The organism is Chelatococcus sp. YT9 (genome assembly GCF_018398315.1).
GTDB lineage: Bacteria > Pseudomonadota > Alphaproteobacteria > Rhizobiales > Beijerinckiaceae > Chelatococcus.
Map to the genome: position 1 here is coordinate 3,413,736 of NZ_JAHBRW010000001.1, position 24,712 is coordinate 3,438,447.

Below are 24,712 nucleotides of genomic sequence, written 5' to 3' on the forward strand. Positions count from 1 at the left end.
GGGCTCCTCAAACGGCCGAGCGGCGGACAATCAGGTCGGTACGGTCGAATACGGCAGGCAGAAGGTCAAGGCCGAGGCCTGGCCCCTCCATGGGATAGACATAACCATCCTTGATGGTCGGTGTCACGGTGACAAGCTCCTTGTACCAGCCGGTATAGAACGCGCGCACCGATTCCTGGATCAGCGTGTTGGGCTGGCTGAAGGAGGTGTGCACGGCCGCCGCGAAACCGACGGGGCCGATGCAGTCATGCGGCGCGAACGGGCGATGCCAGGTTTCCGCGAGTGCGGCGATCTTGCGCCCTTCAGTGAGACCGCCCGACCAGCACAGATCCACCATCACGACATGTGTGGCGTCGCGATCGAGCATGTCCTTATACGGCCAGCGCGAGCCGAGCGTCTCGCTGGCACAGACCCAGACGTCAGTCGAGCGGGCATATTCCCCAAGAGCCTGCGGCGAATTCATGCGGATCGGGTCCTCGAACCACATGGGCTTGTAGGGCTCCAGCGCCTTCGCGATCTGCTTGGCGGTGGGCAGGTTCCACAGGGAGTGGAACTCCACCATGATGTCGATCTTGTCGCCAACCGCTTTGCGAATCTTCTCGAAGGGCTCGATAGCCTTCTTGAGCTGGGCTGCGGTGATGTAAAGGCCCTGGTTCTCGATGGCGGGGGGATCGAACGGCCAGATCTTCATGGCCGTGATGCCATTCTCGAGCAGGTTCTCGGCGAGCGCGCCGGCGTCCGTCATGAAGGCTTCGAGGTCCTCATAGGGACCGGCGGCTTCGCTCTGGCCGAAATTCCAGTTCGAGACCGGCCTGATGTTGTTGGAGCGCACATAGCCGTAGCCGGCGCAGGTGTTGTAGATGCGCAGCTTGTCACGGCACAATCCGCCGAGCATCTGGTGGACGGGCAGATCGCAGACCTTGCCGAACAGATCCCAGAGCGCGATGTCGATGGCGGATGCGGAGCGGTACTCGACACCGGTCGACGACTGCGCCATCGGCAGGTTCACCATGTCGCGATGGATGGCCTCGATATGCAGGGGATCGCGGCCGAGGAGGCGGCCCGCGAGCGTGTCATGGATATGAGCCTCGACCGCGCCGGCGCCATAGAAGGTCTCGCCAAGGCCGATCAAGCCCGAATCGGTGTGGACGCGCACCCAGAGAACGTTGGCGAATTCCTCTGTGCGCAGGGTCTCGATGGACGTGATCTTCATCGGTTGGTTTCCTCCTGAAACATTTTGTCCCCGCTGAATCGTTCCAGTCGTTTCTTGACGGAGACGAACCTCGTCGTCTGGCTACGTGCGTGCCAGTCGGGCAAAAGTCGTGACGGCGCGCCATCGGATGGATGTCTTGCCGCGGATCGTAAGGATGTTGCTGGGCGGCATTCCTCGCAGAACACGCGCGGCGCTGCCGTAGTCCATGCTGACAGGATCAGCCATGGCGCCCATGGCGCTCCGGCCCTTGTGCTCGGATGTGAAGGGGCTGCATTGAGAACGCATAGACAACATTGCCGATGATCACGTCATGCCGTCGCTGTTGCCCGAGTCCTCAAAGGCTGAAGCCATAGCCGCAACAGCCCCGCTCCCGATCGAACCGCGTTGATGCTGGTTATATTCTGTTTGTAAAATATTACAACATGTTTTAAAATGCAGTTGCAACGGGGACGAATAACGCCCGTCACGACTGCTGCTGTTGTTGCACCGGCAAGCAGTCGCGCAAAGCTCAGCTGGGATTCCGGCCGCTTTTCCGCGGCGGGGAGGGACGAGGGAACGCTTGATGACGCAGACACGCAGCCGGTCGATGCTGACGGCAGATGACGCTGCCGAGCCTGCTGCGCCGCGCCGCCGCAACCGCGTCAATCTCTTCGACCTTGCTTATGAGCGGCTTGAAGACCTCATCATTAATTGCGAACTCAAGCCTGGACGTTTTCTGGCTATCCAGGACCTGCAGGATGTCAGTGGCTTCGGGCGCACGCCGGTGCACCAGGCGGTCAGTCGGCTGGCGGCGGACACACTGGTTATCGTGCGACCGCGTCACGGCGTGCAGATCGCCCCGATCGATCTCGCCCGGGAACGTGTGCTGCTGAGGTTGCGTCGGGATCTCGAGCGCTTCGTCATCAGGCTCGCCACCGAGAAATCGGGACCTTCCCATCGCAACCAGCTACTGCATCTCGCACGCGCGCTACGGGAGCATCGTGAGACCCTGACGCTCAGCGAATTCAACACTTTCGACCGCCGCATCGACCAGTTGATTCTCACGGCAGCGGGTGAGCCATTCCTCGAACATACGCTGCGCCCGCTGCACACGCTATTCAGGCGGATCGGCTGGATCTTCCATAATGTGATCGCCTCGGACGAGAACCTCAACGCGACGATCGATAGCCATCTCGCCATTCTGGATGCGGTGGCAAGCCGGCAGGTCGAGGCGGCGGTCGCCGCCTCGGATGCCCTGATGGATTTCGTCGACAGCATGTTCGACATCATGGAGCGGGAGGTTGATCCCTCTCTGCTCGATTGCAACCTCACGCCCTTCGTGGCCTCTCATTCAACCCGATAAACCCACAACAGGGCAGGGCGCGTCATCTTCGCCTGCCTGAAGTTCGGATCTTCGTCATGCGCATTGTCTTTCATGGTGAGAACGCCGCGTCCTTCAGCCACGGTTTCGCTGATCTTGTCGGGCCGGCAGACATCGCTGTCCTGCCCGATGTCCTCGCGAGTGAGGCTGACCGTGCTACCTATGCGGCTGCGGACGTTGTGGTGGGTACACGCTACAACAGTTCGCTGCCGCGCCCTGAAGGCTTGAAGCTATTCCATGTGCCAGGCGCGGGCTATGATGCTGTCGATCTAACGCTGTTGCCGGCATCAGCCACCGTCTGCAATTGCTTCGGCCATGAGCAGGCCATTGCCGAATATGTGATGGCGGGAATCCTGGCCCGTCATGTTCCGCTCGCCGACGCAGATGCTAAGCTTCGCAATAAGGACTGGTCCTATTGGGCGGGAGCGCCGGAGCGTGTCCACGACGAACTGGCGGAAAAGACGATCGGCCTCCTCGGTTTCGGCCATATCGGCAAGGCTATTGCCGCGCGCGCGAAGGCCTTCGAAATGAAGGTTCATGTCGCCAATCGCTCACCTGTGCCGACCTCGGCGCTGGTGGACAGGTCTTTCCCCCTTGATCGGCTGGATGAATTCTGGGGATCAGCCGACTTCATCGTGGTGTCAGTGCCGCTGACCGACGAAACCACAGGAATTGTCAGCGATGATGCCTTCGATGCGATGCGCCCGTCTGCCGTCGTCTTCAATGTTGGGCGCGGGCCGACCATAGACGAGCGGGCGCTATACGAGGCTTTGCGGGACAACAAGATCGCGGGTGCGGTGATCGATACATGGTACGTCTATCCCTCGCCGGATAAGTCGGCCGTGCTGCCGTCAATTCTACCTTTTCATGAATTGCCCAATATCGTGATGACCCCGCATATGTCCGGCTGGACGAGCGGGACCATTCGCCGGAGACAAAAGACCATTGCCGACAACGTTCTGAGCCGGGCCGCCGGGCGGCCCTGCACAAACGTCGTTCGTGAGGGAGGGGAGAGCTGATCGACAGGTGCGAGACGCATCCCCGGGATCCAACGAAGAACCCCAGGTTGACGAACGAAGCGGATCATCCGCGCATAGGGAGAGAGTCTATGGTGTCTTTCAAAGCCTTCAAATATGCGATCGCGGCGCTCGCGCTAGGCGTGGCGGCCGTTGGCGCAACGAGCCAAGCCTCTGCGCAAACGGTGCAGGACATCGTCAAGCGCGGCAAGGCCCGCATCGGCGTTCTCATCGGCGCTCCGCCCTACGGTTCCGTCGATGCCCAGGGCAATGCGGTTGGCTACGACGCTGACGTAACCGCGCTCGTCGGCAAGTATCTCGGGGTGCCGGTCGAGATCGTGCAACTCACCCCGCCTTCACGTATCCCGGCACTCGAATCCGGCAAGGTGGACTTTCTCATCGCCACGCTCGCCCCGACGCCCGAGCGCGCCAAGTCCGTGCTCTTCACGATTCCCTACAGCATGTTCCAGCCGGGCATCTACGCTCACAAGGACGCCAATATCACCAAGTGGGAAGACCTCAAGGGCAAGAAGGTCGGCGTCAACCGCGGCTCGAGCGTCGAGCATGAGCTGACGAGCCGTGAGAAGGACCTCAACCTCCAGATCATGCGCTTCGAGGACGATGCGACCGTCATGATGGCGCTGTTCACCGGCCAGGTCGACGCCATTGCCGGCCCGGATGCCCAGGCCAACGCTGCCATGAAGGCGCGCAACGTGACGGACTACGAGCAGAAGTTCATCTTCGCCCGGCAGCCGAACTCGATGACCGTGCGCAAGGACCAGACCGACCTGCGCGACTGGCTCAACAACGTCATCTACTACATCAAGCTGAACGGCGAGCTTGATGCGGTCTCCCGCAAGTGGGTCGGCACGCCGCTGCCCGAGTTGCCGGTGTTCTAACACCGCTGCCATCGACTTCCCGGAGCTGCTTCAGTTCCAGGAGGCACTCCAGTCGACAGGCGTCCGAAATGGCCGCCTGTCGCCCGCACTGCGCGCGTTGATGACGAGAGGCCAGTGGCGAAACGATGCAGTATCAATTCCAATTCAACAGCGTTCTGGCCGAATCCGGCTTCATCCTGCAGGGCATCCTGCTGACGATCTATTTGTCGGTCGGCGCCATAGTCCTCGGGTCGATCCTTGCGATCCTCTTCTCGGCGGCGCGGAGCAACGGCCCCCGCTGGATGGGCATCGTCGTCGATGTCTACGTTGAGCTTCTGCGCAATACCCCCTTTCTTGTGCAGCTTTTCATCATCTTCTTCGGCCTGCCGGCCATGGGCGTGCGCCTTACAGCAACCCAAGCGGCCCTGCTGGCCATGACACTTAACTTGGCAGCCTACTCGACCGAGATCATCCGGGCGGGCATCGACTCGATTCACCGTTCTCAAATCGAGGCGGGCTTGTCGCTCGCCATGACCAAACGGCAGATTTTCCAGCACGTCATCATCGTGCCAGCCATTGCCAAGGTGTGGCCGGCGCTTTCCAGCCAGTTCGTGCTCATGCTGCTTGCCTCCTCGATCTGCTCCTTCATCTCGGTGCAGGAACTCTCTGGCGTGACCGCCATCATCGAGCAGCGCACCTTCCGCAGTTTCGAGAGCTATATCGTCGCGACGCTTCTATACCTCGTGCTCGCGCTAACCCTGAAAGTGGGCCTCCTCGGCCTTGGGCGGCTCATCTTCCCGCGTGTATCCGGGCTCTCCCGCGTGCAGGTGAAGGGAGAAGCGGCATGATCGAGTCCTTCGGCTGGCCCGAATTCATGTTCCTTGTCCGGGCGACCGGCTGGACATTGGTGCTCACGGTCATCGCCTTCGCTTTCGGCGGCATCGTCGGCGGCGCCTTTGCCATCATGCGCTTGTCGCAGAGCAGCCTTCTGCGCCGGATCGCATCGGTCTATATCCTGGTGATCCAGTCCGTGCCCGTACTGATGGTGCTGTTCCTGTCCTACTACGGACTGTCGCTGGCCGGCTTCGATATTCCTCCGCTGATCGCCGCTTCGCTCTCGCTCGGAATTTATGTGAGCGCCTATCTCGCAGAGATCTGGCGCGGATCCATAGAGGCCGTGCCTTTCCAGCAATGGGAAGCCTCCTCCTCGCTCGCGATGACGCGAGGCCAGCAGTATCGTTACGTAATCCTGCCCCAAGCGCTCCGGATCTCGGTGCCGCCAACGGTCGGCTTCCTCGTGCAGCTGGTCAAGAATACATCGATCGTGTCGGTGGTCGGCTTCGTCGATCTGGCCCGTGCCGGCCAGCTCATCAACAATGCGACGTTCCAGCCGTTTCAGGTCTTTGGCTCGGTAGCGGTGATCTACTTCCTGATCTGCTTCCCGCTGTCGCGTCTCAGCAAACATCTTGAGAAGGTGCTCCATGTCGGCCGTACAAATTGAAAACGTCCATAAGAGCTTCGGGAAACTCGAGGTCCTGAAGGGAGTTTCTCTGGCGGTCGAGGCGGGGCAGGTCGTGGCCATCATCGGCCGCAGCGGATCTGGCAAGTCGACGCTGCTGCGCTGCATCAACGGCCTGGAGACGATTCAGTCGGGGCGGATCGAGGTGGTTGGCCACACCGTGACCTATACCGACGAGAAGCTGCGCGAACTCCGCAAGGACGTCGGCATCGTCTTCCAGAGCTACAATCTTTTCCCCCATCTCACGGTGGGCCAGAACATCATGCTCGCGCCCCGCATCACGAAGGGCGTGGCGAAGGACGCGGCCAGGGCGCAGGCTGAGAAAGTGCTTGCGCAGGTCGGCCTGTCGGAGAAATTCGACGTGTATCCTGACAATCTGTCCGGCGGCCAGCAGCAGCGCGTCGCGATCGCCCGATCGCTCGCCATGCAGCCAAAGGTCATGCTGTTCGACGAGGTAACCTCCGCGCTTGATCCAGAGCTCACCGGCGAAGTGCTGCTCGTCATGGAGGAGCTTGCCCGAGGCGGCATGACCATGCTGCTCGTGACGCATGAAATGAACTTCGCGCGGAGCGTCGCCGACATCACGGTCTTCATGCATCAGGGCAAAGTGTGGGAGATGGGCCCCTCGGAAGAGCTATTCGCGTCTCCCAAGACCCCTGAGCTTGCCGCCTTCGTCAAGAGCAGCCTCAAGTAAACTAACCCGCGCCGCCGGCGTGCGACGTCTGACGCAAGCCCGCCATGGAGCCCGTGGCGGGCTTTGCCGTCTGCGACGCATGAAGGCGCAACTTGCGACGGGAGCCGTAGCCCGCGTTCAAGGGCGCCGGCGTTCGCCATGTACCGTGAGAGGCCTCAAGGGAGAGTGGGGTGAACGGGCTCGTTTGCGGTTTGCGCGCTTAAGCCGCGCGATTTGACATGAGTGGTCCAGGGGGACGCACAAGCACCGGGCCGCGAGCGGCGTGGTCACCTTCTTCGGCAAGAGAATAAACATTGAGACACAATGACATGCGGGAGAGCGTGTCGCCCAGTGCTTCGGACGGCCTTTCGGAGCCTCCGCGTCTCGCCTCTGTAGCATTGCATTCTACGCATGGTGCACGCTATCCGCGCAATAATTGAAATTCCTCATCTTTTTTCCGGAACGGTGTGGTAAATTGAAGCATTGCTTACAGAACGACAGACCTTGGGAGGAGCGCATGGCAACCATCATTTCCCTTACGGAAAAGGCCTCAGGTCACCGCGTCCTGATCAATGCGGACCACATTCTGATGGTCCGGCCGATATCCCACGGCGGCTGCAACGTCTATCTCGATAGCGCCAGCATCCATGCTCCCGATATTCTCACGGTTGCCGACGAATTGGACGAGCTAGTCCGCCGCTGGACTGGCGATGAGAGGATGCGGAGCGAACCAGTAACCGAGCCGATCCATACGCCCCACTAAAAGACGAGGTCGATGCTCCGGACGGGTGTGTCGGTGAGATTCCGCAGTCGCCCGGTTCGTTGGTCCCGGCGTTTTCTTGGGAACCAGTCCCGCGCGCGTTCCGCGGTGCCTGCTCTTGTCAGGTGTGCGAAGGGTGCGTCCCTGTGGTGAGAGTTTTCAACATTCTCACGATCGGTCAGCGCGCCTGCTCGCCGCCAAAGGCGCGACTTGTCAATCGCGGCAGCTATGAATGCGTAGCTTTTCTACATTCAGGATGCAGGCCGACATAGCGTTGGAGAAACCCGCAGAGTCTTGGGAAGAAAGGGATTGGCGCCGGAAGGGGGGAGCTTCCGGCGCCTCGTAGGCATAGCCTACGACTCCGGCCCGTCGCCCGCCGGGGGAGCGGAGGGCAAACGCGGCGACAGAGCTCGTTGTCGCAACAGGCTTGGCAAATAGCAGTTTTCTAGCCGGTTGCGATAAAAAATATCCAGTTTCCCCGCAATTTGCCTGTCAGGAACATTCTTAACACCTGCCTGTGGGAAAATTACGGTATATAATTACCGCTCTCAGGTCGGCGGACGTGAGATGCAAATATATGAAGGTCCCAGTGCGAACGCGCGGGTCTTTGCGCGGAGTATGCACCACGGCGGGGGCAACGGCGACATCCTCTTTCGGCGGGTGCGGGAGATCCATCACCGGGATGCGAGGCGGCGTGCCTGGGGCAGGATGAAGGGCATCGGCGCGGCGGGCACTGCGCGGACGGCTAGGTCGACGCCGAAAGTTTCCGTAAGCAGACGGTCCGTCAGGACATTGGCGGGGGTCCCGCGTGCCACTTGCCGGCCAGATTGCAGCACGATCAGCTCGTCGGCATAGGCGGCGGCGAGATTGAGGTCGTGGAGGATAGCGAAAACGCCGGTTCCTGCAGCTGCAAGCTGCCGCGCGGTGTCGAGAACGGCGATCTGATGTTCGAGATCAAGGCTGGACACAGGCTCGTCGAGAAACAGCATCTGGCGCGGCTCATGGGCTCGTCCGGCCTCCAGCTGGCACAGCACCCGCGCGAATTGGACGCGCTGCTGCTCACCGCCGGACAGGGTGGGGAACTGCCTCTCCGCCAGATGTGCCACATCGGCCTGCCGGAGAGCTGCGGCTACCTTCGCTTCTGCAGCACGGCCCGTGACGGAGCGACCAGCGCCATCGAGGCCAAGCGCCACGACCTCGTATACGGTGAAGGGGAAGGCAAGGCTGCCCGATTGCGGAAGGACCGCGCGTTTGGAAGCGAGCTTCCAGTGCGGCAGGTCTTTCATGGCGACGCCATCGTAGGCGACGCTGCCGGTGGTTGGCGAAAGCTCTCCAACGAGGAGACGCAGCAGCGTCGATTTCCCGGCTCCGTTCGGGCCGAGCACGACGGTGATGCGTCCCGGCTGCAGCGCCAGCGAGACATCATCCAGGATTGTGGTACGGCGCGTCGTAAATCCGACGCCCTTGGCTTCGACGAGCGCGCTCATGTCACCATTTTCCGCCGGGCGAGCAGGAGCCACAGAAAGAACGGTGCGCCGATCGCCGCGGTCAAGATGCCGATGGGGAGCTCGGCGGGGGATACGATCAGGCGCGCGAGAACGTCCGAGGCGAGAAGCAGAGCCGCGCCCAGCAGGGCGCTTGCGGGCAGGAGCACCTTGTGGTTTGCGCCGATAGCCAGCCGCAGCAGATGCGGCACCACGATCCCGACGAAGCCGATGACGCCGGCCGACGCGACGGCCGCGCCGACCGCTAGCGCCACGACAACGATCACGATGCGCTTGATGCGCTCCACGGGTAGCCCAAGGTGAAAGGCCTCAGCCTCGCCAAGCGAAAGCGCATTGAGGCTGCGCCCGAGGAAGGGCAGGGCGATCGCCAGCGGAATGAACGCGGGCAGGATCGTGGTGACCTTCGTCCATGTCGCGCCCCCCAGGCTGCCGAGGGACCAGAAAGTGAGGTCCCGCAGCTGCTGGTCATTGCTCAGGAAGGTCAGAAGCCCGGTGATAGCGCCAGCCATCGCCCCAAGCGCGACGCCCGCGAGCAGGAGCGTGGCGACGGAGGTTCGCCCTGAGCCGGAGGAGAGGACGTAGAGCACATAGGTGAAGAGGAGGCCGCCCAGAAACGCGGCGATCGGAAGCGCGACGAAGGGCAATGTCGTGAAGGGCAGATAAGGCAGGAACCGTTCGCCGAGGACGATGACGATGGCAGCGGCAAGCGCTGCGCCGCTCGATACGCCGACGAGGCCGGGATCAGCCAGCGGGTTGCGGAACAATCCCTGCATCAACGCGCCGCATACGGCAAGGGACGCGCCGACCATCAGCCCGAGCAAAGTCCGTGGAAGGCGGATGTTGAGGATAACCAGACTGTCACGCGCGGCATTCGCGTCGGCGGGCCAACCCGTGAGGCCGCTCCAGAGCGCCCCCAAGGTTCGGCCCGGCGGGATGGAGACGGCGCCGACGCCGAGCGATACGATGCTGCTAGCCACGAGGAGAAGCACAAGCAGGGCAAAGACGAACGCGGTACGTTGGCGCCGCCGCTGGAGCGTGGCAGCGAGCGTCTCGCCAGCACTGTCGGCGAAAGCACCCATTGGCGATGTGCTCATCGACCTTTAATCCATTGTCTCGCCATTCACCTAGCATCCCCCAGTGGCTGAAGTCGGCATTTCACACTATCGATGACGAAGCGAATTTCGGAAGCAGAAGGCCACGGATAACCTTCGGTCTCCCGGAAGGGCTTGGATTTCGGAGTTCGCCGAAGCCGTCTATCAAACTCGTGCAAATTTCAACATCACGACCTTGCCAGCTCTCGAAATGTCCTCGGCCTCCGCAGCGTGGCGCGTCTCGACAAGCCGGCGGTCAATCCAGCCTCGCCACTGTGCTACTTGCCCGCCTCGGTGGGCAGATTCGGGCTCGCGGAAAGCGCTTTGACCTGGGGCATATCCGGATAGAAGGCTTGCATCAGGTAAGCCACCGCCTCGGGTGTGCGAGGACCAAAGCCTAGGAGCCAATGACCATCGGCCGTCACGAGCCGTCGTGCGGCCCCCGCGGGGGTGGCGGAGAGTGCCGCATTGGCGAACACCGTATCGGGATCGGCATGCAGGCCCTCGCGCGCCATCATCACGACCACGTCGGGTGCCGCTGTGATGATGGCCTCGTCGGTCATTGCCTTGTAGCCGTTGAAGCCCGCGCCGATATTCGTCGCCCCTGCCAGACCGATCATACCATCGGCCGCCGTGCCAGTGCCGGCTACGAGTGGCCTGCCGCTCTGCATGGCGAGAACGAAGAGCACTTTGACGGGGCGTGACACGCTTTCGCGGGCCTTGGCCACAGCGGCAAAGCGCTTCTCGACATCGTTTGCCAGTGCGGAGGCCTTCGCCTCCAAGCCGATCGCGCGACCAATCGCTTGAATTTTCTCGATGGCGCCTGCTGCGGTGGGCGTGTCGGGGACCGTCACGAGGCGGACACCGGCTTCCTCGAGCAGCTTGAGGGCCGGAGGCGGCCCTGAGCCTGCCGAGACCAGCACGAGATCGGGCGACAACGACAGCACACCTTCCGCGGACAACTGGCGCATATAGCCGACGTTCGGCTTGTCCTTCAGCGCGGAAGGCGGGTAGAGGCTCGTCGTGTCTATCCCGACGATCCGATCCTGCGTGCCAAGTGCATAGAGGATTTCCGTTACAGCGCCGCCGACGGCGACGATGCGCTTTGGCGACCCGTCCTGGGCAATAAGGCTCGTCGACGCAAAGGCGATGATCGCGGCCGATGATCCGGCAACTTGCAACAAGGAGCGCCGGGATAAGCGCCGAGCGGTGATATCGGTCATTTTGTCAGGATCAGTTTGTCGTTGGCTGTGATGCGCAGGCGGTAGCGTTCGCCATTATGGACGATGACCAGCTCGCGCTTGTCGCCGAAGAGCTGTTGGGCGTTCACGACCGGCTGCTCCGCGGAATGTTTTGCGGAGGCGGGCGGCGCAGGCGGAGACGTTTCGTGCGAGCTCATCTTATTCGAACTATTCAAATGTGAAACTAATGCTGGATGGTCCCGTAATCCCAGTTTAGAAAAAGATTAAACTGGGTCTAGCACCAATATTGACACCTCTAAAATAGGTATTTACGAAACGCAAACGTCGCATGCATCTCGCATTCGACCTTCTGACGCCAGCCAGCCTCCAGGCCCGCGACGCGGGACCTCGCCAGCCAGCATAAAAACTCGTATTTCAAGGACGTTGCGATGTTTCGTGCGACCAGGCTGCAGGCTTTGGCTTTCGTATCCCTTTCGGCCATGATGGCGGCGACGGCTGCCCAAGCCCAATCGCCAGCGAATCAGCCGGTGACTTCAATGAGCGCGCCGGAAGATGTGATCACGCTCGACGCGATCACCATCACGGCAACGAAGACGGTCGAGACGGTGGTCGATACGCTGGCGGGTGCCAGCGTCGTGACCCGTACGGACATGGACAGGTTCCAGGCCTCGACGATTTCGGACGCTCTCATCGGTGTTCCCGGCGTTGTCGCGCCGATGGCCGTGAACGATCCCGGCCAATCCATCAACATCCGCGGCATGCAGGACTTTGGTCGTGTGAACGTGCTGGTGGATGGGGCGCGCCAGAATTTCCAGATTTCCGGTCACAACTCGAACGGCACGTTCTATCTGGATCCTGAACTCGTCGGCCAGATCGACGTGGTGCGTGGCCCGGTGTCGACGATTTATGGATCGGGCGCCATCGGCGGCGTCGCCTCCTTCCGGACGCGTTCCATCGACGATCTTCTGAAGCCAGACGAAAAATTCGGTATGGAACAGAAGTTCGGCGTCGGCACGAATGGCGCAGGCTTCCTCAACAGCACCTCTGGCGCGGTGCGCCTCGGCACGAATGCGGACCTGTTCGGCCAATTCGTGTACCGCAACACGAACACCTACAAGGACGGTAACGGCGACAAGGTTTCTGATACCGGCAGCGAGTTGGTGGCGGGGTTGATGAAGTTCAACGTTCGGCCAGCCGACGGGCACCAGATCAGCGCGACGGCTCTGCGCCAAGACTATGACTATACCAACAATGGCACAAGCGGCGCGGGCACACGCTGGCGCAACGAGGTCGAGACCGGGACCTACACGCTTGGCTATACCTTCAGCCGTCCGGACGTGCCGTGGCTCGACCTCAGCATCAAGGGCTATTACACCGAGACCAAGCTCCAGCAGACGACGATCTCGCCCACCTCCGCCTATGCGGCGCTCGGTGTCGAGCCGGGTGACAGGGCGTCTGATCGCATCCGAACCCATGGCTTTGACATCAACAACACCTCCCGGTTCACGACAGGCCCGCTCGAACATGCGTTGACCTATGGTTTTGACAGTTCATGGGACCGCGTGAAAACGATCGACAACGCGGGCGGATATGTCACGGCTCTCACGCCCTCGGGCAACCGTCGTCTCACGGGTGCGTTCATCCAGGATGAGCTGAAGTACAGCGACTGGCTGCGTGTGCTCGGTGCGCTGCGTTATGACGAGTACAAGTTGAACGGTGGCGGCTACGAGTCGGACGGCAGCCGCGTTTCGCCGAAGTTCACGGTGGGCGTGACACCGGTGAAGGGCATCGAGCTCTATGGTACTTACGCGGAGGGCTACCGCGCCCCTTCGATCACCGAGACGCTGATCGCAGGCACGCATCCATTCCCGGCCTTCAACATCCTGCCCAACCCCTATCTGAAGCCGGAAGTGGCGCGTAACCTCGAGGCGGGTGTCAACGTGAAATACAACGACGTCCTGAAGGACGGCGACACGTTCCGCGCCAAGGTGAATGTGTTTCGTAACAAGATCGATGACTACATCGATATGGAAGAGACAGGTTCGCCCTATCTCGTGCCCTTCATTCCCGGCATGCCGTCGAGCGTCTGCAACCGCGCACCGCAACTCTGCATGCCGATGTACTCCTACCAGTATGTCAACGTCGCTCGGGCCAAGATCACAGGTCTGGAGCTCGAGGCGGCTTACGACTGGAACTGGGGCTTCATGACGGTCGCAGGCACTGTTCTCAATGGCAAGAATGAGATCACGGGCGGTCCCCTCAACAGCGTGTCGCCAGATCGCATTTCCTCGACCCTCGGCTTCCGCTTCTTCGACGATAAGCTGACCCTCGGCACGCGCCTGACGCTGGTGGACAAGACCAAGAAGAATGTGACCAATCCTGAGGGCGGCTACGGGCTGGTCGACCTGTTCGCGTCGTATCAGTACAACGAAGACATCCGCGGCGATGTGGTGATCCAGAACCTCTTTGATCGCCAGTACACGCAATACCTGAACACCGAGGCGAGCCCGGGCTTGACGGCGAAGTTCGCGCTGACGGTGCGCTTCGCCAGCAAATAGCGAGGGTGATGGCGGGCCTGAAGAGCGCGCGTGCCCTTTGGTCCCGGTGACCCTGACCAACTGATCTGCCATGCTCTTCGTCGCATAGCGGCGGAGAGCTTTTCTTCAATAAAGGACCGAGCCCATGTTTATTGCGATGAACCGCTTCAAGGTAGCCTTCGGCTCTGAGGAAGCTTTCGAGAACGTCTGGCTGTCGCGCGAAACCCATCTGGAAGATCTTCCGGGCTTCGTGGAGTTCCATCTGCTGCGCGGTCCGCGTGGCGAGGACCATGTGCTCTATTCCTCGCACACCATTTGGCGCAGCAAGGCCGACTTCGAGGCCTGGACCAAGTCGGAGGCCTTCCGGCTCGCCCACAAGGGCGCGGGCTCAAGCGGCGCGCTCTACGTCGGCCATCCGCAATTCGAGGGTTTCGAGGTTCTCCAGACCGTGAAACCGAGCGGCGCAACCGCGGCCTGACAAAACGCCTGATGGTCTCTGATCCCGGTGTCCGATACGCTGGCCCGTGATCAGCGGTTCAAGGGCACAGAATTGTCGGACATGAGCCAAGCGACGCGATCGATGCTCCCGGTCGCAGCGATCGTTTACAACAAGCGAGGCGACGCGGATGGCATCCTCGCCGCGCTCGCCGGACGCCTACGGCAGGAGGGCATCCCTCTCGCCGGGCTCGTCCAGCACAACCGTTTCGGCGATGGGGCGACGGTCCCAGCCCGGATGGTTGCTGAGGATCTGGCGAGCGGCCGCCTCATAGGCATCTCACAGCCCGTGGGCGCCGCCGCGAGCGGTTGCCGCCTGGACAGCCGGGGACTTGCTGAAGCGGCGGCCCTCGCCGCCCGGTCGCTTCCGTCCGCGGCCTTCGCCATTCTCTCAAAATTCGGGAAGGCCGAGGTCGATGGGGGCGGGCTGCGGGCGGAGTTCATCGCCACCCTGACGCATGGCATACCTCTTGTCACTTCGGTTCCGACGAGCCGGCTCTCGGACTGGGATGCCTTTCTAGGGAGTGCGTGGCATCGCGCGGGCGATGTCCCGGCGGAAGCAGCTGCACGCGAGCGCCTCGTGGATGCACTCGTCGTCTGGAGCCTCGCGCAGCTGGAAGGCGTCTCCCTTCCATTGTCCGTCGAGGGTGGCCTATGACAACCAGCGGTGGAAGCCCGGCAACGGCTGGGCTCGTGCTCGCTGGCGGGCGCAGCCGGCGCATGGGCACCGACAAGGCTCGGCTCGTGCTGGCTGGCAAGCCATTGCTTGCCCACGTCCTTGATCGCCTCGTCCCGCAATGCGTCGTGATTGCCGTCAATACTGGCGGCGACGCCCTGCAAGGGGAAAACGCAGGGCATGACATTGTCAAGGATAGTATTCCGGGCCAGATCGGCCCCCTCGCGGGTATTCTTGCCGGTCTGTCCTGGTGCGCGTCCAATCACCCGGACGTGGCGTGGATGGTGAGCAGCACCGTCGATACGCCGTTCTTGCCCCATGATCTGGTGAGACGGTTGCATCAGGCGCGTGCGCATGCCGGCGCCGATCTCGCCTGCGCCGCGTCGCACGGTCGACGCCACCACGCGACAACACTCTGGCCGGTCGCGCTCGCAGCAGAACTGCAGGACGCGTTGACGGCGGATGCTATTCGATCCGTGGCGGCATTCACCGGTCGTTACCGCATCGCCGTGGCGGAATGGCCCAGTGCGGTCGTGGACCCGTTCTTCAATGTGAATACGCCAGCCGACCGTGACGAGGCCGAGCGGCTCGCTGGGCTTGCCGGATGAAGCGCCGCCTTGCGCCGCATAGGGGCGAGGCGCTCAGGGGCTGCGGCGCTCGACCGTGAAGATTAGCGTGTCGCCGTTGCGCTGCTGCGATACCAGGCGATCACCACGCTGCTGCAGGAGATGGGGAATGTCGATCGCGGCCATAGGGTCGGTGCAGGTGATCACAAGTTCGGTGCCGACGGCAGCCCGCTGAAGAGCTTTGCGCGTGTGCAGCACCGGCAGGGGGCATTTCAGACCGCGCAGGTCGAGGTTTATCGCCATCGTGCAAATTCCACGCGCGAAAATTTTCGAGCGCGGTTCCTGTTCTCTTCGGTCGCTGCTTCCTGCCGGAGGCGCGGCCGCCGGTCAAGCTGTCTGGCATCTGGCAGTCCCGCCGGTATGCTATCTCGAGGCGGAGACGGAGCGGACCATGACGACACCAATCGACACGACCGGTGAGCAACGGCTCATGCGCATGTCGATCATCGTGACGCTCGTCGTTGCGTCAATCGGCGTGTTGTTCGGTCTCCTGTCCGGGTCGATGTCGATTCTCTTTGATGGGGTGTTCTCTGCGATTGATGCCGCGATGTCGCTGCTCTCCCTCGGCACCATGCGTCTCATCAGCCGCGAGACGAGCAGACGCTTCCAGTTTGGCTACTGGCACATCGAACCGATGGTCCTAGCGCTCAACGGCGGCGTCCTCATGCTGCTGTGCTTCTATGCCTTTTTGAACGCCATCAGCGATATCGTTGCCGGCGGGCGGGTGCTCAACTTCGATCTCGCGCTGGTTTACGCGACCATCGTTGCCATTGCCTGTTTCAGCATGGTCTTCGTCGAGCGTCGGAAGAACAGGAAGCTCCAATCGGAATTCATCCGCATCGACACGCAAAGCTGGCTGATGTCAGGCCTTATCACTTTGGCACTGCTCGTTGCCTTCGTGACGGCGTTGGCGATTGAGGGCACACAGTTCTCGCCCTTCATTCCCTATATCGATCCGCTTGTTTTGGCTGTGCTCACAGCTTGCCTGATCTTTGTTCCAGTCAAGATTGTCCGGAACGCGCTCAGCAGCATTTTTCAGATTGCGCCTGCCGGCCTTGATGAGAAGGTCAGAGGGATCGTCGCGGATGTCGTCGCACGCAACGGGTTTCTCACCTATTCGAGCTATGTCGCGAAGATCGGGCGAGCGCTGTTCGTAGAAATCCACATCGTCGTGCCGAAGGATTTTCCGGTTGGGAGTATCGGCACGCTGGATGTAATCCGGAGGGAGATTGGGGACAAGGTCGGCGGCGGTGGGCCACAGCGCTGGCTCACCATCGCCTTCACAACCGACGAGACGCTGATCTGAAAGCGACCTTCAAGGACGCAGCGCAATCGCGAGATCTGGGCGGTCGGTCGTGAAAGCCGAAACGCCTGCCGCGAAAGCGCGGGAGATGGCCGGCTCGTCATGCGCGGCAAAAACACCGAAGCGCACACCTTCCTCCGCGCAGATCGCCAGGTCGTCGTCCTGCATCTGGGAGGCTCGCAAGGCGATTTCACCGATGCCGGCGGCGCGTGCCTTGCGCGCAAGGGCGCGGACGTCGCGGCCATGTGTGGCGAAATACGATTCCTTGACGAGAAAGATCAGCGGTCGTCCGGGGGCCGCTACCGCCAGGTCCCTCAAAGTGTCGAGATCAAAGGATGTGAAGGTCGTGCGCTCCATGAGGCTGCGCGCGGCAAGCACCGCGACAACTTCGGCCTCAAGGCCCGGATAGCGGCTGCCATCCGCGCGATTCTTCAATTCGATGCGCAGTTTGAGCGGGCTCTGGGCCAGAATGTCGAGAACCTCAGTGAAGGTCGGAATGGTCTCCTCATCGGTGCCAACGAGCCGCACCTGCTTCAGCGCGTCCCAGTCCATGTCGGCGATCGCCCCCGTGCCCTCAGCCGTACGGCCGAGCTTCGCATCGTGGTGCACCACGAGCACGCCATCACGGCTGCGGTGAATGTCGAACTCCACGAACTCCACCGGTAGAACAGCGGATTGGCGGAAGGCGAGCCGGCTGTTTTCCGGCCAGCATTGCGCACCACCGCGGTGCGAGGCGATCTCTGTCATGGATTTCCGTTCCCGAAGCTATGGGCCTGCTTCAATGTCCCCTCCTGACCTATCGTTGGTTTGTGCAACTTTTATTGCGACAAGGCGTGCTGCGCAATTAAACTTGCATGAGGCGTTGCACTTCGTCTACCGTCACGGTCAGGGGAGGGGCCATGAGCCTGGCAGAGATCATCGCAGCGCAGCAGGACAAGCTGTCGGACGCAGATCGACGGCTGGTCGATGTCCTACTTGCGGACAAGGCTGCGGGCAGCTTTCTGCCCGCCCACCTCGTTGCCTTGAAGGCCGGCGTCCATGCCTCGACGGCGGGTCGGCTTGCCCGCAAGCTCGGTTTTTCGTCTTACCGTGATATGCGCGGTGCGTTGCAGGATACGATCCTGGCGGATCTCGACGCGTCGGTGCGCGTGCGCCGGCGTTTGAAGCGCGCGGAGGGGCATTCGCTGCTCGCATCCGTGGTCGAGGGTGAGATCAGCGCATTGGCCGCGCTGCCGTCTCAGGTCTCTGACGCGGATATCGTGCATGCGGCGCGCCTGCTGCGTGACGCCAACACCATTCTGGCCTTTGGGGAGGGGCACGCCAGCAGTCTCGCCGAAATCTTCGTGCGTAGGCTCGTGCGCTCTGGCTATGGGGCGCGACATGTTGGCCATGCCGACTGGCAGGCAGCGGACGCGCTCCTGAGTCTGACCACCGAGGATATCGTGGTTGTGTTCGTCTTCCGCCATGCCAGCCCCGGCGCATCACGTGTGGTGGACTATGCCAGGACCATCGGTGCGACGACGCTTCTCGTGACGGACCGCCACACCGGCATGCCTACCTGTGACATGCAGCTCGTCGCGGCCCGTGGCAATGAGGGCGAATTCCATTCGCTCTCAGTTCCGATGGCAATCTGCAACACGCTGATCCTTGAGCTGTCGCGGACGGATCATGGCCGTTCGCTCGCCAAGCTAGCGAAGGTCGATACGTTACAACGCATGTTTCGAGAAAAACAAGATTAGTGTGTCGCACGTCATCGGTGTGGCCCGCGTATTAAAAAGCCTCGCGAGAGGGGCGGTTGACTGGGAGGAATAGAGATGAAATCAAGGCTCTCCATCACGACATCATGGGCTGCTCTTGCTGCTGTCCTCGCTGTCCTGCCAAGCCTTTCTGCAAGAGCAGCCGAGCGGCCGGATGTGACCGTCGCGGTCAATGAGCTGGCGCGCGCGCTCGATCCCGGTGAGCGCACCGGCAATGTGGATGTTCGCGCCTATTACTCCATCTTCGATACACTCATCCGGCGTGATTTCGCTCATCCGACCGCCGACGGCGGCGCCAATCTCGTACCGGGTCTGGCGGAGAGCTGGTCCTGGACCACGCCGACAACCTTCGACGTCAAGCTCAGGCGCGGCGTCAAATGCCACGACGGCAGTCCCTTCGACGCTAACGATGTTCTGGCGACCTTCTCTCCGGATCGTCTGTGGGGCGAGAAGCCATACTACCCCGACGGCCGCGTCTATTTCGGCAATTTTACCGGCGTCGACAAGCTCGACGACTTCACCGTGCGATTTACTGTTGCGCAGCACGATCCGATCATGGCGCATCGTCTGTCGAGCTACATGTCTTTCATCATCTGTGACGAGCCGTGGAACGCCTTCAAGAAGGACGGTGTCGAGGCCAAGGTCTGGATGGACGAGGCCGCGAAGGCTCTGCGCTGGAAACCGGTCGGCACCGGTCCCTACAAGTTTTCGGAGTATCAGAGAAACGATCGCATCAAGCTCGTTGCCTTTGATGAGTATTATGAGGGTGCCCCCGCCGCCAAGTCGATCACTTTCCGCTCTGTGCCTGAAGTCGCGGCGCGGGTCGCCGGCCTTGTCGCCGGGGATTTCGACATTGCTGTCGAGATCCCGCCCGATCAGTGGGACAGCCTCAAGAAGTACAATGACATCGTGCTGAAGACCGAGCCGCTGGAAAACAGCCACGTGCTTCAGTTCAACACGAACGACCCGGTGCTCTCGGACAAGAAGCTGCGCCATGCGATGAGCCTTGCCATTGACCGCAAGGCGCTCATCGACGCCCTGTGGAAGGGACAGACCTATGCGCCCAATGGGCATCAGCTGCCGAGCTTCGGACCGCTCTACATTAAGGACAATCCCGGTTACGACTATAATCCCGAACTTGCCAAGAAGCTCGTTGGGGAAAGCTCCTACAAGGGGCAGGAAATATCCTATCGCCTGATCCCAAACTACTATCTCTATAACGTAGAGGCCGCGCAGATCATACAGGAAATGTGGCGCGCCGTGGGCATCAATGCTCGGATCGACTTCCTGGAAAGCTTCAACGAGGTCCGCAAACCTGGCGCACAGGTCTTTGCCTGGTCGAACACCTATCGTGTGCCGGATCCGACCGGTTCTATTCTGGCACTCTGGGGACCGGACACCGACAACCAGAAGAGCTGGAAATTCTATGGGGCAAGCGAGGCTTTCAACACCGCCGCGCGGGAACTGCAGGCCGAGAGCGAGGAGGCCAAGCGCAAGGCGATTTTTGCGAGGTTGCTGACGGCCTTCCAGGACGACATGCCGATGACGATGCTTTACAACCCCGTTACCGGCTACGCCATGAAGAAGACCATCAACTGGACGCCCTATAGCCAGTATTACATGGACTTTCGCCCATCGAACTTCTCAATCGTCGCGAAGTGACCGGGGTGACCAGGGAACGCCCGCGTGAAGATGGCGGTCCGCTCCTCGCCGTCGAAGATCTGACCGTCGGCTTTCGCACGACGCGCGGCTATGCCGATGTTCTCCATGCGGTGTCCTTCCGTGTGGAGCAAGGTCGGACCACGTGCGTCGTTGGCGAAAGCGGCAGCGGCAAGAGCGTGACCTGCCAGGCTATCCTCGGCCTCCTGCCGCGGAATGGCCGCCGCACCGGCGGTCGCATCCTGTTCGAGGGCAGGGACCTCGCGGCCGCTGACGAGGCGAGCCTTGAGCGCATTCGCGGTCGCGGCATCGGCATGGTCTTCCAGGACCCGCTCGGATCGCTCAACCCATTGCACACGGTCGGGGCCCAGTTGCGGGAGACATTGCGGCTGCACACCGCGCTCAGCGAACTCCAGCGCCAGAAGCGGGCGCTGGAGCTCCTGGCGATGGTCGGAATTCCCGAGCCTGAGCAGAGGCTCGCGTCCTATGTCCACCAATTCTCCGGCGGTATGGCGCAGCGCATCATGATCGCCATGGCGCTGGCCTGCGAGCCGCAGCTGCTTATCGCCGACGAGCCGACTACGGCGCTGGATGTCACCATCCAGGCGCAGATCCTGGATCTCCTGAACCGCCTCAAGGCCGAACTCGGCATGGCGATCCTGTTCATCACGCATGACCTCGGTGTCGTCGCTGAGATGGCAGATACCGTGGTGGTCATGCGGCACGGCCGCGTGGTCGAGACGGGGCCAGCCACGCGTGTGCTCGGCGCGCCAGAGGCGCCTTACACGCAGACGCTCCTCGCTGCCATGCCTCGCCTCGATGTCGCCGCGCCAGTCTATCGCCAGCGGAGCACAAGATGAGCGATACGCAAGCGGGGGACACCTCCGATGCATTGCTTGCGGTCATGCATCTGCGCCGTCATTTCGGAGCGCGGCGGTCGCTGCTGCGGCGTGAGCGCACGATCCGGGCCGTCGAGGATGTATCGCTGACGTTGCGGGTCGGAGAGACCCTTGGCCTCGTCGGCGAATCCGGCTGCGGCAAGTCGACGACCGGGCGCATGATCGTTGGGCTGGAGAAGCCGAGCGGCGGCGCCATCACGTTCAAGGGAAGAGACCTCACGCAGCTGACGCCGAGGGAGTGGCAGAGCCAGCGGCGCGACGTGCAGATGATCTTCCAGAACCCGCAGTCGGCGCTTGACCCGCGTCTTACCATCGCGCGCCAGATCCGCGAGCCGCTTGATCTCCATGATATTGGGGAGCGGGCTGGGCGCGATATGGAGGTGATCCGGCTCATGGGGGCGGTGGCGCTGCCCGCCGAATTGGCCGATCGCTATCCCCACCAGATCAGCGGCGGACAGGCGCAGCGCGTCGTGATCGCCCGCGCGCTTGCCCTGCGGCCGAGCCTGATCGTCTGCGACGAACCGGTCTCGGCGCTCGACGTGTCCGTGCAGGCGACGGTGACGGATCTTTTGCAAGAGCTGCAGGAGCGCTTCGACATCGCCTATCTCTTCATCTCCCACGACCTCAGGGTGGTGAAGAAGCTCTCCCATCGGGTTGCCGTGATGTATCTCGGGCAGATCGTTGAGGAAGGCGAGACCGATCCGCTCTACCGACAGCCATTGCACCCGTACACGATGGCGTTGCTCGCGGCGATTCCGGACCTCTCGTCCGTCAAAGGCGAGCCAAGGACCCGGCTTGTCGGTGATCCGCCGTCGCCCGCGAATCCGCCATCGGGCTGCCATTTCCATACCCGCTGTCCCTACGCGCAACCGCGCTGCTCCGCGGATAAGCCTGAGTTGCGAGTCATCGGGGACCGGCGTGTCCGTTGTCATTTCGCCGAAGATTTCAGGACCGCATCATGACCCGGCCGCTCGCCATCGCGCATCGTGGCTACTCTGCTCGCTTCCCCGAGAACACGCTCGAGGCCTATCGCGCGGCTATCGAGGCCGGCGCCGATATCATCGAGACTGATGCGCGCCTTGCCGCCGACGGCGTCGTCGTTGCCTGCCATGACGCCACATTGGCGCGCTTGGCCGGCCGTGAAGACGCCGTGGCCGACCTTCCGAGCCATGCGCTGCTCGGCATCGAGCTGCCACGCGGCGCGCTGACGACCCTTGGCGAGGCGTTGGCGACCATCTGCCCCCATAGGCCGGCGCTGATCGATGTTAAGACGCAGGATCTTGCGATCATCGATGCGATCGCCGCGACCATAGAGCGGGCGGGTGTCCGATCGCGCGTCTGGATCGGCGTGCGTGACCATCGCCAGGCGGCTGAGGCGAGCCGTCTTTTGCCGAGCGTCAATATTCTGGCCTTCCTGCCCGAGGGCGCGGATATCGAAGCCTTCGCGAAGGCCGGGGCCCGTGCCTTCCGGGTGTGGGAGGCCGATTTGGGGGGCGAAGAGGCCGAGCGCCTCCTCGCACAGCGCCCGGTGTGGGTGACTGCGGGGGGAGCCCGCACCGGCCGCGACGCCGGTGACATTGATGCGATCAGCCTCGCGGGCGTTGTCGCTCGTGCGCCGAAGGCCGTGCTCGTCAACGATCCGACGCTGCTGACCGCATCGTCTGCCGCCGGAGCCGCATGATGCTCGGCCGCCATTTTCTCACGAAAGTCGTTCGCGGTATCCTGACCGTCTGGATCATCGTGACCTTCACCTTCGTTGCCTTGAATCTCTCAGGAGATCCTATCGATGCGTTGGTCGGCGACCAGGCCTCGCCCGAGGTTATCGCGCACTATCGCGAGAAGTTCGGCCTCGATCGGCCGTTATGGCAGCAGTATCTCGCGTATATCGGGGGTATTGCGCAGGGGGATTTCGGCCTGTCGCTGTCGGATCAACAGCCGGCGATCGAGCTGATCGCGGCCGCCTTGCCGCACACGTTGCGGCTCGGCCTTCTGGCCTTTTCTCTCGGTCTCGTGCTCGGTATCGGCCTTGGCATCGTCGCGGCGCTCAATCGCAACCGCCCGATCGACCGCTTCGTGATGAGCTTCGCCGTGCTCGGCTTCAGCCTGCCGAACTTTTTCCTCGGCATTCTGCTCATACTCTTGTTTTCGCTCCATTGGCGGCTCTTGCCGAGTTCCGGTGATGCAACGATCTGGCACCTGATCCTGCCGGCTGTCACGCTCGGCACGCATTTCGCCGGCACGTTCGCGCGCTTCACGCGCTCCGCGATGCTGGAGGTTCTCAACAAGCAGTATGTGACCGCGGCGCGCGCAAAGGGCGTGCCGCGCCCGCGGCGGGTGCTATGGCATGCGCTGCCCAATGCAGCGATCCCCATTATCACGATTGTCGGGTTGAAGCTTGGCGATCTCGTCGCCGGCTCGATCATCGTGGAGACAGTCTTCGCTGTTCCCGGTGTTGGGCGTCTGTTGGTCAATGCCGTGACGTCCCGAGACTTCGCGCTGGTCCAGGCGATCCTGATCATGGTGTCGATCACCATGATCCTGGCCAACCTCGCCGTCGACGTCATCTACACTCTGATCGACCCCCGCATGCGTGCGGCGCGGGCCGGGAACTGAGCGCGGAGCATCGAGATGGCGTTGTTCTGGCCAACCCGTCGAACCGAAACCGCTCCGGTCAAAGCCGAGGCGCGTTATCCTGCGCTGGTTGTCGCTGCTCTGATCTTTGTGGCGCTGATCTTCGTCGTATTCCTGTTCGCCGACATCCTCGCGCCCTATGACTACCGCACGCAATCCTTGATCAACCGCCTGAAGCCCCCCGTCTTTCTCGGCGGGACCTGGGCGCATGTGCTCGGGACCGACGAGCTTGGGCGCGATGTCCTCAGCCGGCTCATTTACGCCATCCGTTTCAGCGTGCTCGTCGCGCTCGGGGGCACCATGATCGGCGCCTTCATAGGTACGCTCCTTGGCTTCCTGGCGGCTCACTTCCGCGGCTGGGTAGAAGAAGCCATCATGATGATGGCTGACGTGCAGGCTTCGCTGCCGTTCATGCTGATCGCGCTGGCGCTGATCGCCCTTTTCGGCGGCAGCTTTACGTTGTTCATCGTCATCATGGGGTTCTACGGCTGGGAGGTCTTTGCGCGCCTCACCCGGGGCGTGGTCATCGCAGCGAATACGCAGGGCTATGCCACGGCTGTCGTGGCGCTCGGCGCGCCGGCCTGGCACGTCTATGCTCGGCATATCCTCCCCAATATCCTGAGCGTGCTGATCGTCCAGTTCACCCTGAACTTTCCGCAAGTCATCCTGCTGGAAACGTCACTCAGCTTTCTGGGGCTCGGCATTCGCCCACCTCTGACGAGCCTTGGTCAAATGCTGGGCGCCGGCCGCGCCTATCTCATGACCGCTTGGTGGATAGCTATCCTGCCGGGCACGGCAATCTTTTTGACCACCATGTCCATCTCGATCCTCGGTGATTGGGTGCGCGATCGCCTCGATCCGACGCTGAAGTCGGGCTGAAGGCCGATAAAAGGCCTTCACGCGGGCGGCGAG

General features: G+C 62.0%; 27 protein-coding genes. 19 read left to right on the forward strand and 8 right to left on the reverse strand.

The window, feature by feature from the left end; all coding sequences use genetic code 11:
* Positions 1-7 precede the first annotated feature (7 nt).
* Together KIO76_RS15725 and KIO76_RS15730 are read right to left on the reverse strand one after the other, a co-directional pair.
* The gene (locus KIO76_RS15725) at positions 8-1,213 is read right to left on the reverse strand and encodes a mandelate racemase/muconate lactonizing enzyme family protein (protein WP_213324141.1); all 1,206 of its coding nucleotides are present in this window, start codon (positions 1,211-1,213) and stop codon (positions 8-10) included.
* Positions 1,214-1,294: 81 nt separating this feature from the next.
* The gene (locus tag KIO76_RS15730; RefSeq protein ID WP_213324142.1) at positions 1,295-1,438 is read right to left on the reverse strand and encodes a hypothetical protein; all 144 of its coding nucleotides are present in this window, start codon (positions 1,436-1,438) and stop codon (positions 1,295-1,297) included.
* Between the two features lie 334 nt (positions 1,439-1,772).
* On the opposite strand from KIO76_RS15730, the gene KIO76_RS15735 reads away from it, so the two are divergent.
* From KIO76_RS15735 to KIO76_RS15765, 7 genes are all read left to right on the forward strand, one after another.
* Positions 1,773-2,555 (forward strand): GntR family transcriptional regulator, encoded by a 783-nt coding sequence (locus tag KIO76_RS15735; RefSeq protein WP_502761858.1) that lies wholly within the window; start codon positions 1,773-1,775, stop codon positions 2,553-2,555.
* A 56-nt stretch (positions 2,556-2,611) separates the two neighbouring features.
* Complete coding sequence (locus KIO76_RS15740; RefSeq protein WP_213324143.1) at positions 2,612-3,592, forward strand: 2-hydroxyacid dehydrogenase; 981 nt, start codon at positions 2,612-2,614, stop codon at positions 3,590-3,592.
* An 89-nt stretch (positions 3,593-3,681) separates the two neighbouring features.
* Complete coding sequence (locus KIO76_RS15745) at positions 3,682-4,488, forward strand: transporter substrate-binding domain-containing protein (RefSeq protein ID WP_213324144.1); 807 nt, start codon at positions 3,682-3,684, stop codon at positions 4,486-4,488.
* 125 nt (positions 4,489-4,613) lie between these two features.
* Positions 4,614-5,315 (forward strand): amino acid ABC transporter permease, encoded by a 702-nt coding sequence (locus KIO76_RS15750; protein ID WP_213324145.1) that lies wholly within the window; start codon positions 4,614-4,616, stop codon positions 5,313-5,315.
* Positions 5,312-5,968 carry an amino acid ABC transporter permease gene (locus tag KIO76_RS15755; protein WP_213324146.1) on the forward strand — a complete coding sequence of 219 codons (657 nt, stop codon included), beginning with the start codon at positions 5,312-5,314 and terminating at the stop codon, positions 5,966-5,968. The genes KIO76_RS15750 and KIO76_RS15755 overlap by 4 nt, the downstream gene beginning before the upstream one ends.
* Entirely contained in the window at positions 5,949-6,680 is a 732-nt protein-coding gene (locus tag KIO76_RS15760) for an amino acid ABC transporter ATP-binding protein (protein ID WP_213324147.1), read from the forward strand. Before KIO76_RS15755 ends, KIO76_RS15760 begins: the two co-directional genes overlap by 20 nt.
* Positions 6,681-7,176: 496 nt before the next feature.
* Positions 7,177-7,422 carry a hypothetical protein gene (locus KIO76_RS15765; protein ID WP_213324148.1) on the forward strand — a complete coding sequence of 82 codons (246 nt, stop codon included), beginning with the start codon at positions 7,177-7,179 and terminating at the stop codon, positions 7,420-7,422.
* Between the two features lie 671 nt (positions 7,423-8,093).
* Here the strand turns inward: KIO76_RS15765 and KIO76_RS15770 are convergent.
* The 4 genes from KIO76_RS15770 to hemP all read right to left on the reverse strand — a co-directional run bounded on the left by KIO76_RS15770 (position 8,094) and on the right by hemP (position 11,345).
* Complete coding sequence (locus KIO76_RS15770; RefSeq protein ID WP_213324149.1) at positions 8,094-8,906, reverse strand: heme ABC transporter ATP-binding protein; 813 nt, start codon at positions 8,904-8,906, stop codon at positions 8,094-8,096.
* Entirely contained in the window at positions 8,903-10,018 is a 1,116-nt protein-coding gene (locus KIO76_RS15775) for a FecCD family ABC transporter permease (RefSeq protein ID WP_249729616.1), read from the reverse strand. Before KIO76_RS15775 ends, KIO76_RS15770 begins: the two co-directional genes overlap by 4 nt.
* A 275-nt stretch (positions 10,019-10,293) precedes the next feature.
* Positions 10,294-11,238: a heme/hemin ABC transporter substrate-binding protein gene (locus tag KIO76_RS15780; protein ID WP_213324150.1), complete on the reverse strand. Its 945-nt coding sequence runs from the start codon at positions 11,236-11,238 to the stop codon at positions 10,294-10,296.
* Entirely contained in the window at positions 11,235-11,345 is a 111-nt protein-coding gene (gene hemP / locus KIO76_RS31055) for a hemin uptake protein HemP (protein ID WP_245449853.1), read from the reverse strand. Before hemP ends, KIO76_RS15780 begins: the two co-directional genes overlap by 4 nt.
* Before the next feature lie 300 nt (positions 11,346-11,645).
* Between hemP and KIO76_RS15790 the strand changes: the two genes are divergently transcribed.
* From KIO76_RS15790 to mobA, 4 genes are all read left to right on the forward strand, one after another.
* Positions 11,646-13,775 (forward strand): TonB-dependent hemoglobin/transferrin/lactoferrin family receptor, encoded by a 2,130-nt coding sequence (locus KIO76_RS15790; RefSeq protein ID WP_213324152.1) that lies wholly within the window; start codon positions 11,646-11,648, stop codon positions 13,773-13,775.
* Positions 13,776-13,899: 124 nt separating this feature from the next.
* Complete coding sequence (hmuQ, locus tag KIO76_RS15795; RefSeq protein ID WP_213324153.1) at positions 13,900-14,232, forward strand: heme-degrading protein HmuQ; 333 nt, start codon at positions 13,900-13,902, stop codon at positions 14,230-14,232.
* Positions 14,233-14,313: 81 nt separating this feature from the next.
* Positions 14,314-14,907, forward strand: coding sequence for a DUF2478 domain-containing protein (locus tag KIO76_RS15800; protein ID WP_213324154.1), 594 nt, complete (start codon positions 14,314-14,316; stop codon positions 14,905-14,907).
* On the forward strand, positions 14,904-15,533 hold the full coding sequence (mobA, locus tag KIO76_RS15805) for a molybdenum cofactor guanylyltransferase MobA (RefSeq protein WP_213324155.1): 630 nt from the start codon (positions 14,904-14,906) through the stop codon (positions 15,531-15,533). Before KIO76_RS15800 ends, mobA begins: the two co-directional genes overlap by 4 nt.
* Before the next feature lie 33 nt (positions 15,534-15,566).
* Here the strand turns inward: mobA and KIO76_RS15810 are convergent, their stop codons facing one another.
* The gene (locus KIO76_RS15810) at positions 15,567-15,794 is read right to left on the reverse strand and encodes a sulfurtransferase TusA family protein (RefSeq protein WP_213324156.1); all 228 of its coding nucleotides are present in this window, start codon (positions 15,792-15,794) and stop codon (positions 15,567-15,569) included.
* A 148-nt stretch (positions 15,795-15,942) separates the two neighbouring features.
* Here KIO76_RS15810 and KIO76_RS15815 point away from each other — a divergent pair, with 148 nt between their 5' ends.
* Positions 15,943-16,857 (forward strand): cation diffusion facilitator family transporter, encoded by a 915-nt coding sequence (locus KIO76_RS15815; RefSeq protein ID WP_213324157.1) that lies wholly within the window; start codon positions 15,943-15,945, stop codon positions 16,855-16,857.
* Positions 16,858-16,866: 9 nt separating this feature from the next.
* On the opposite strand, the gene KIO76_RS15820 is transcribed toward KIO76_RS15815, so the two are convergent.
* Positions 16,867-17,601, reverse strand: a complete 735-nt coding sequence (locus tag KIO76_RS15820; protein WP_213324158.1) for a glycerophosphodiester phosphodiesterase family protein — start codon at positions 17,599-17,601, stop codon at positions 16,867-16,869.
* A gap of 152 nt (positions 17,602-17,753) precedes the next feature.
* Between KIO76_RS15820 and KIO76_RS15825 the strand changes: the two genes are divergently transcribed.
* The 7 genes from KIO76_RS15825 to KIO76_RS15855 all read left to right on the forward strand — a co-directional run bounded on the left by KIO76_RS15825 (position 17,754) and on the right by KIO76_RS15855 (position 24,679).
* Complete coding sequence (locus tag KIO76_RS15825) at positions 17,754-18,593, forward strand: MurR/RpiR family transcriptional regulator (protein WP_213324159.1); 840 nt, start codon at positions 17,754-17,756, stop codon at positions 18,591-18,593.
* 75 nt (positions 18,594-18,668) lie between these two features.
* A complete protein-coding gene (locus KIO76_RS15830; protein ID WP_213324160.1) occupies positions 18,669-20,273 on the forward strand; it encodes an ABC transporter substrate-binding protein in 1,605 nt (534 codons plus the stop codon).
* Between the two features lie 5 nt (positions 20,274-20,278).
* The gene (locus tag KIO76_RS15835) at positions 20,279-21,130 is read left to right on the forward strand and encodes an ATP-binding cassette domain-containing protein (RefSeq protein WP_291975300.1); all 852 of its coding nucleotides are present in this window, start codon (positions 20,279-20,281) and stop codon (positions 21,128-21,130) included.
* The gene (locus KIO76_RS15840; protein ID WP_213324161.1) at positions 21,127-22,131 is read left to right on the forward strand and encodes an ABC transporter ATP-binding protein; all 1,005 of its coding nucleotides are present in this window, start codon (positions 21,127-21,129) and stop codon (positions 22,129-22,131) included. The genes KIO76_RS15835 and KIO76_RS15840 overlap by 4 nt, the downstream gene beginning before the upstream one ends.
* On the forward strand, positions 22,128-22,850 hold the full coding sequence (locus tag KIO76_RS15845) for a glycerophosphodiester phosphodiesterase (RefSeq protein ID WP_213324162.1): 723 nt from the start codon (positions 22,128-22,130) through the stop codon (positions 22,848-22,850). The genes KIO76_RS15840 and KIO76_RS15845 overlap by 4 nt, the downstream gene beginning before the upstream one ends.
* Positions 22,850-23,782: an ABC transporter permease gene (locus tag KIO76_RS15850; RefSeq protein WP_213324163.1), complete on the forward strand. Its 933-nt coding sequence runs from the start codon at positions 22,850-22,852 to the stop codon at positions 23,780-23,782. The genes KIO76_RS15845 and KIO76_RS15850 overlap by 1 nt, the downstream gene beginning before the upstream one ends.
* 15 nt (positions 23,783-23,797) lie before the next feature.
* A complete protein-coding gene (locus KIO76_RS15855; protein WP_213324164.1) occupies positions 23,798-24,679 on the forward strand; it encodes an ABC transporter permease in 882 nt (293 codons plus the stop codon).
* Positions 24,680-24,712: the final 33 nt, after the last annotated feature.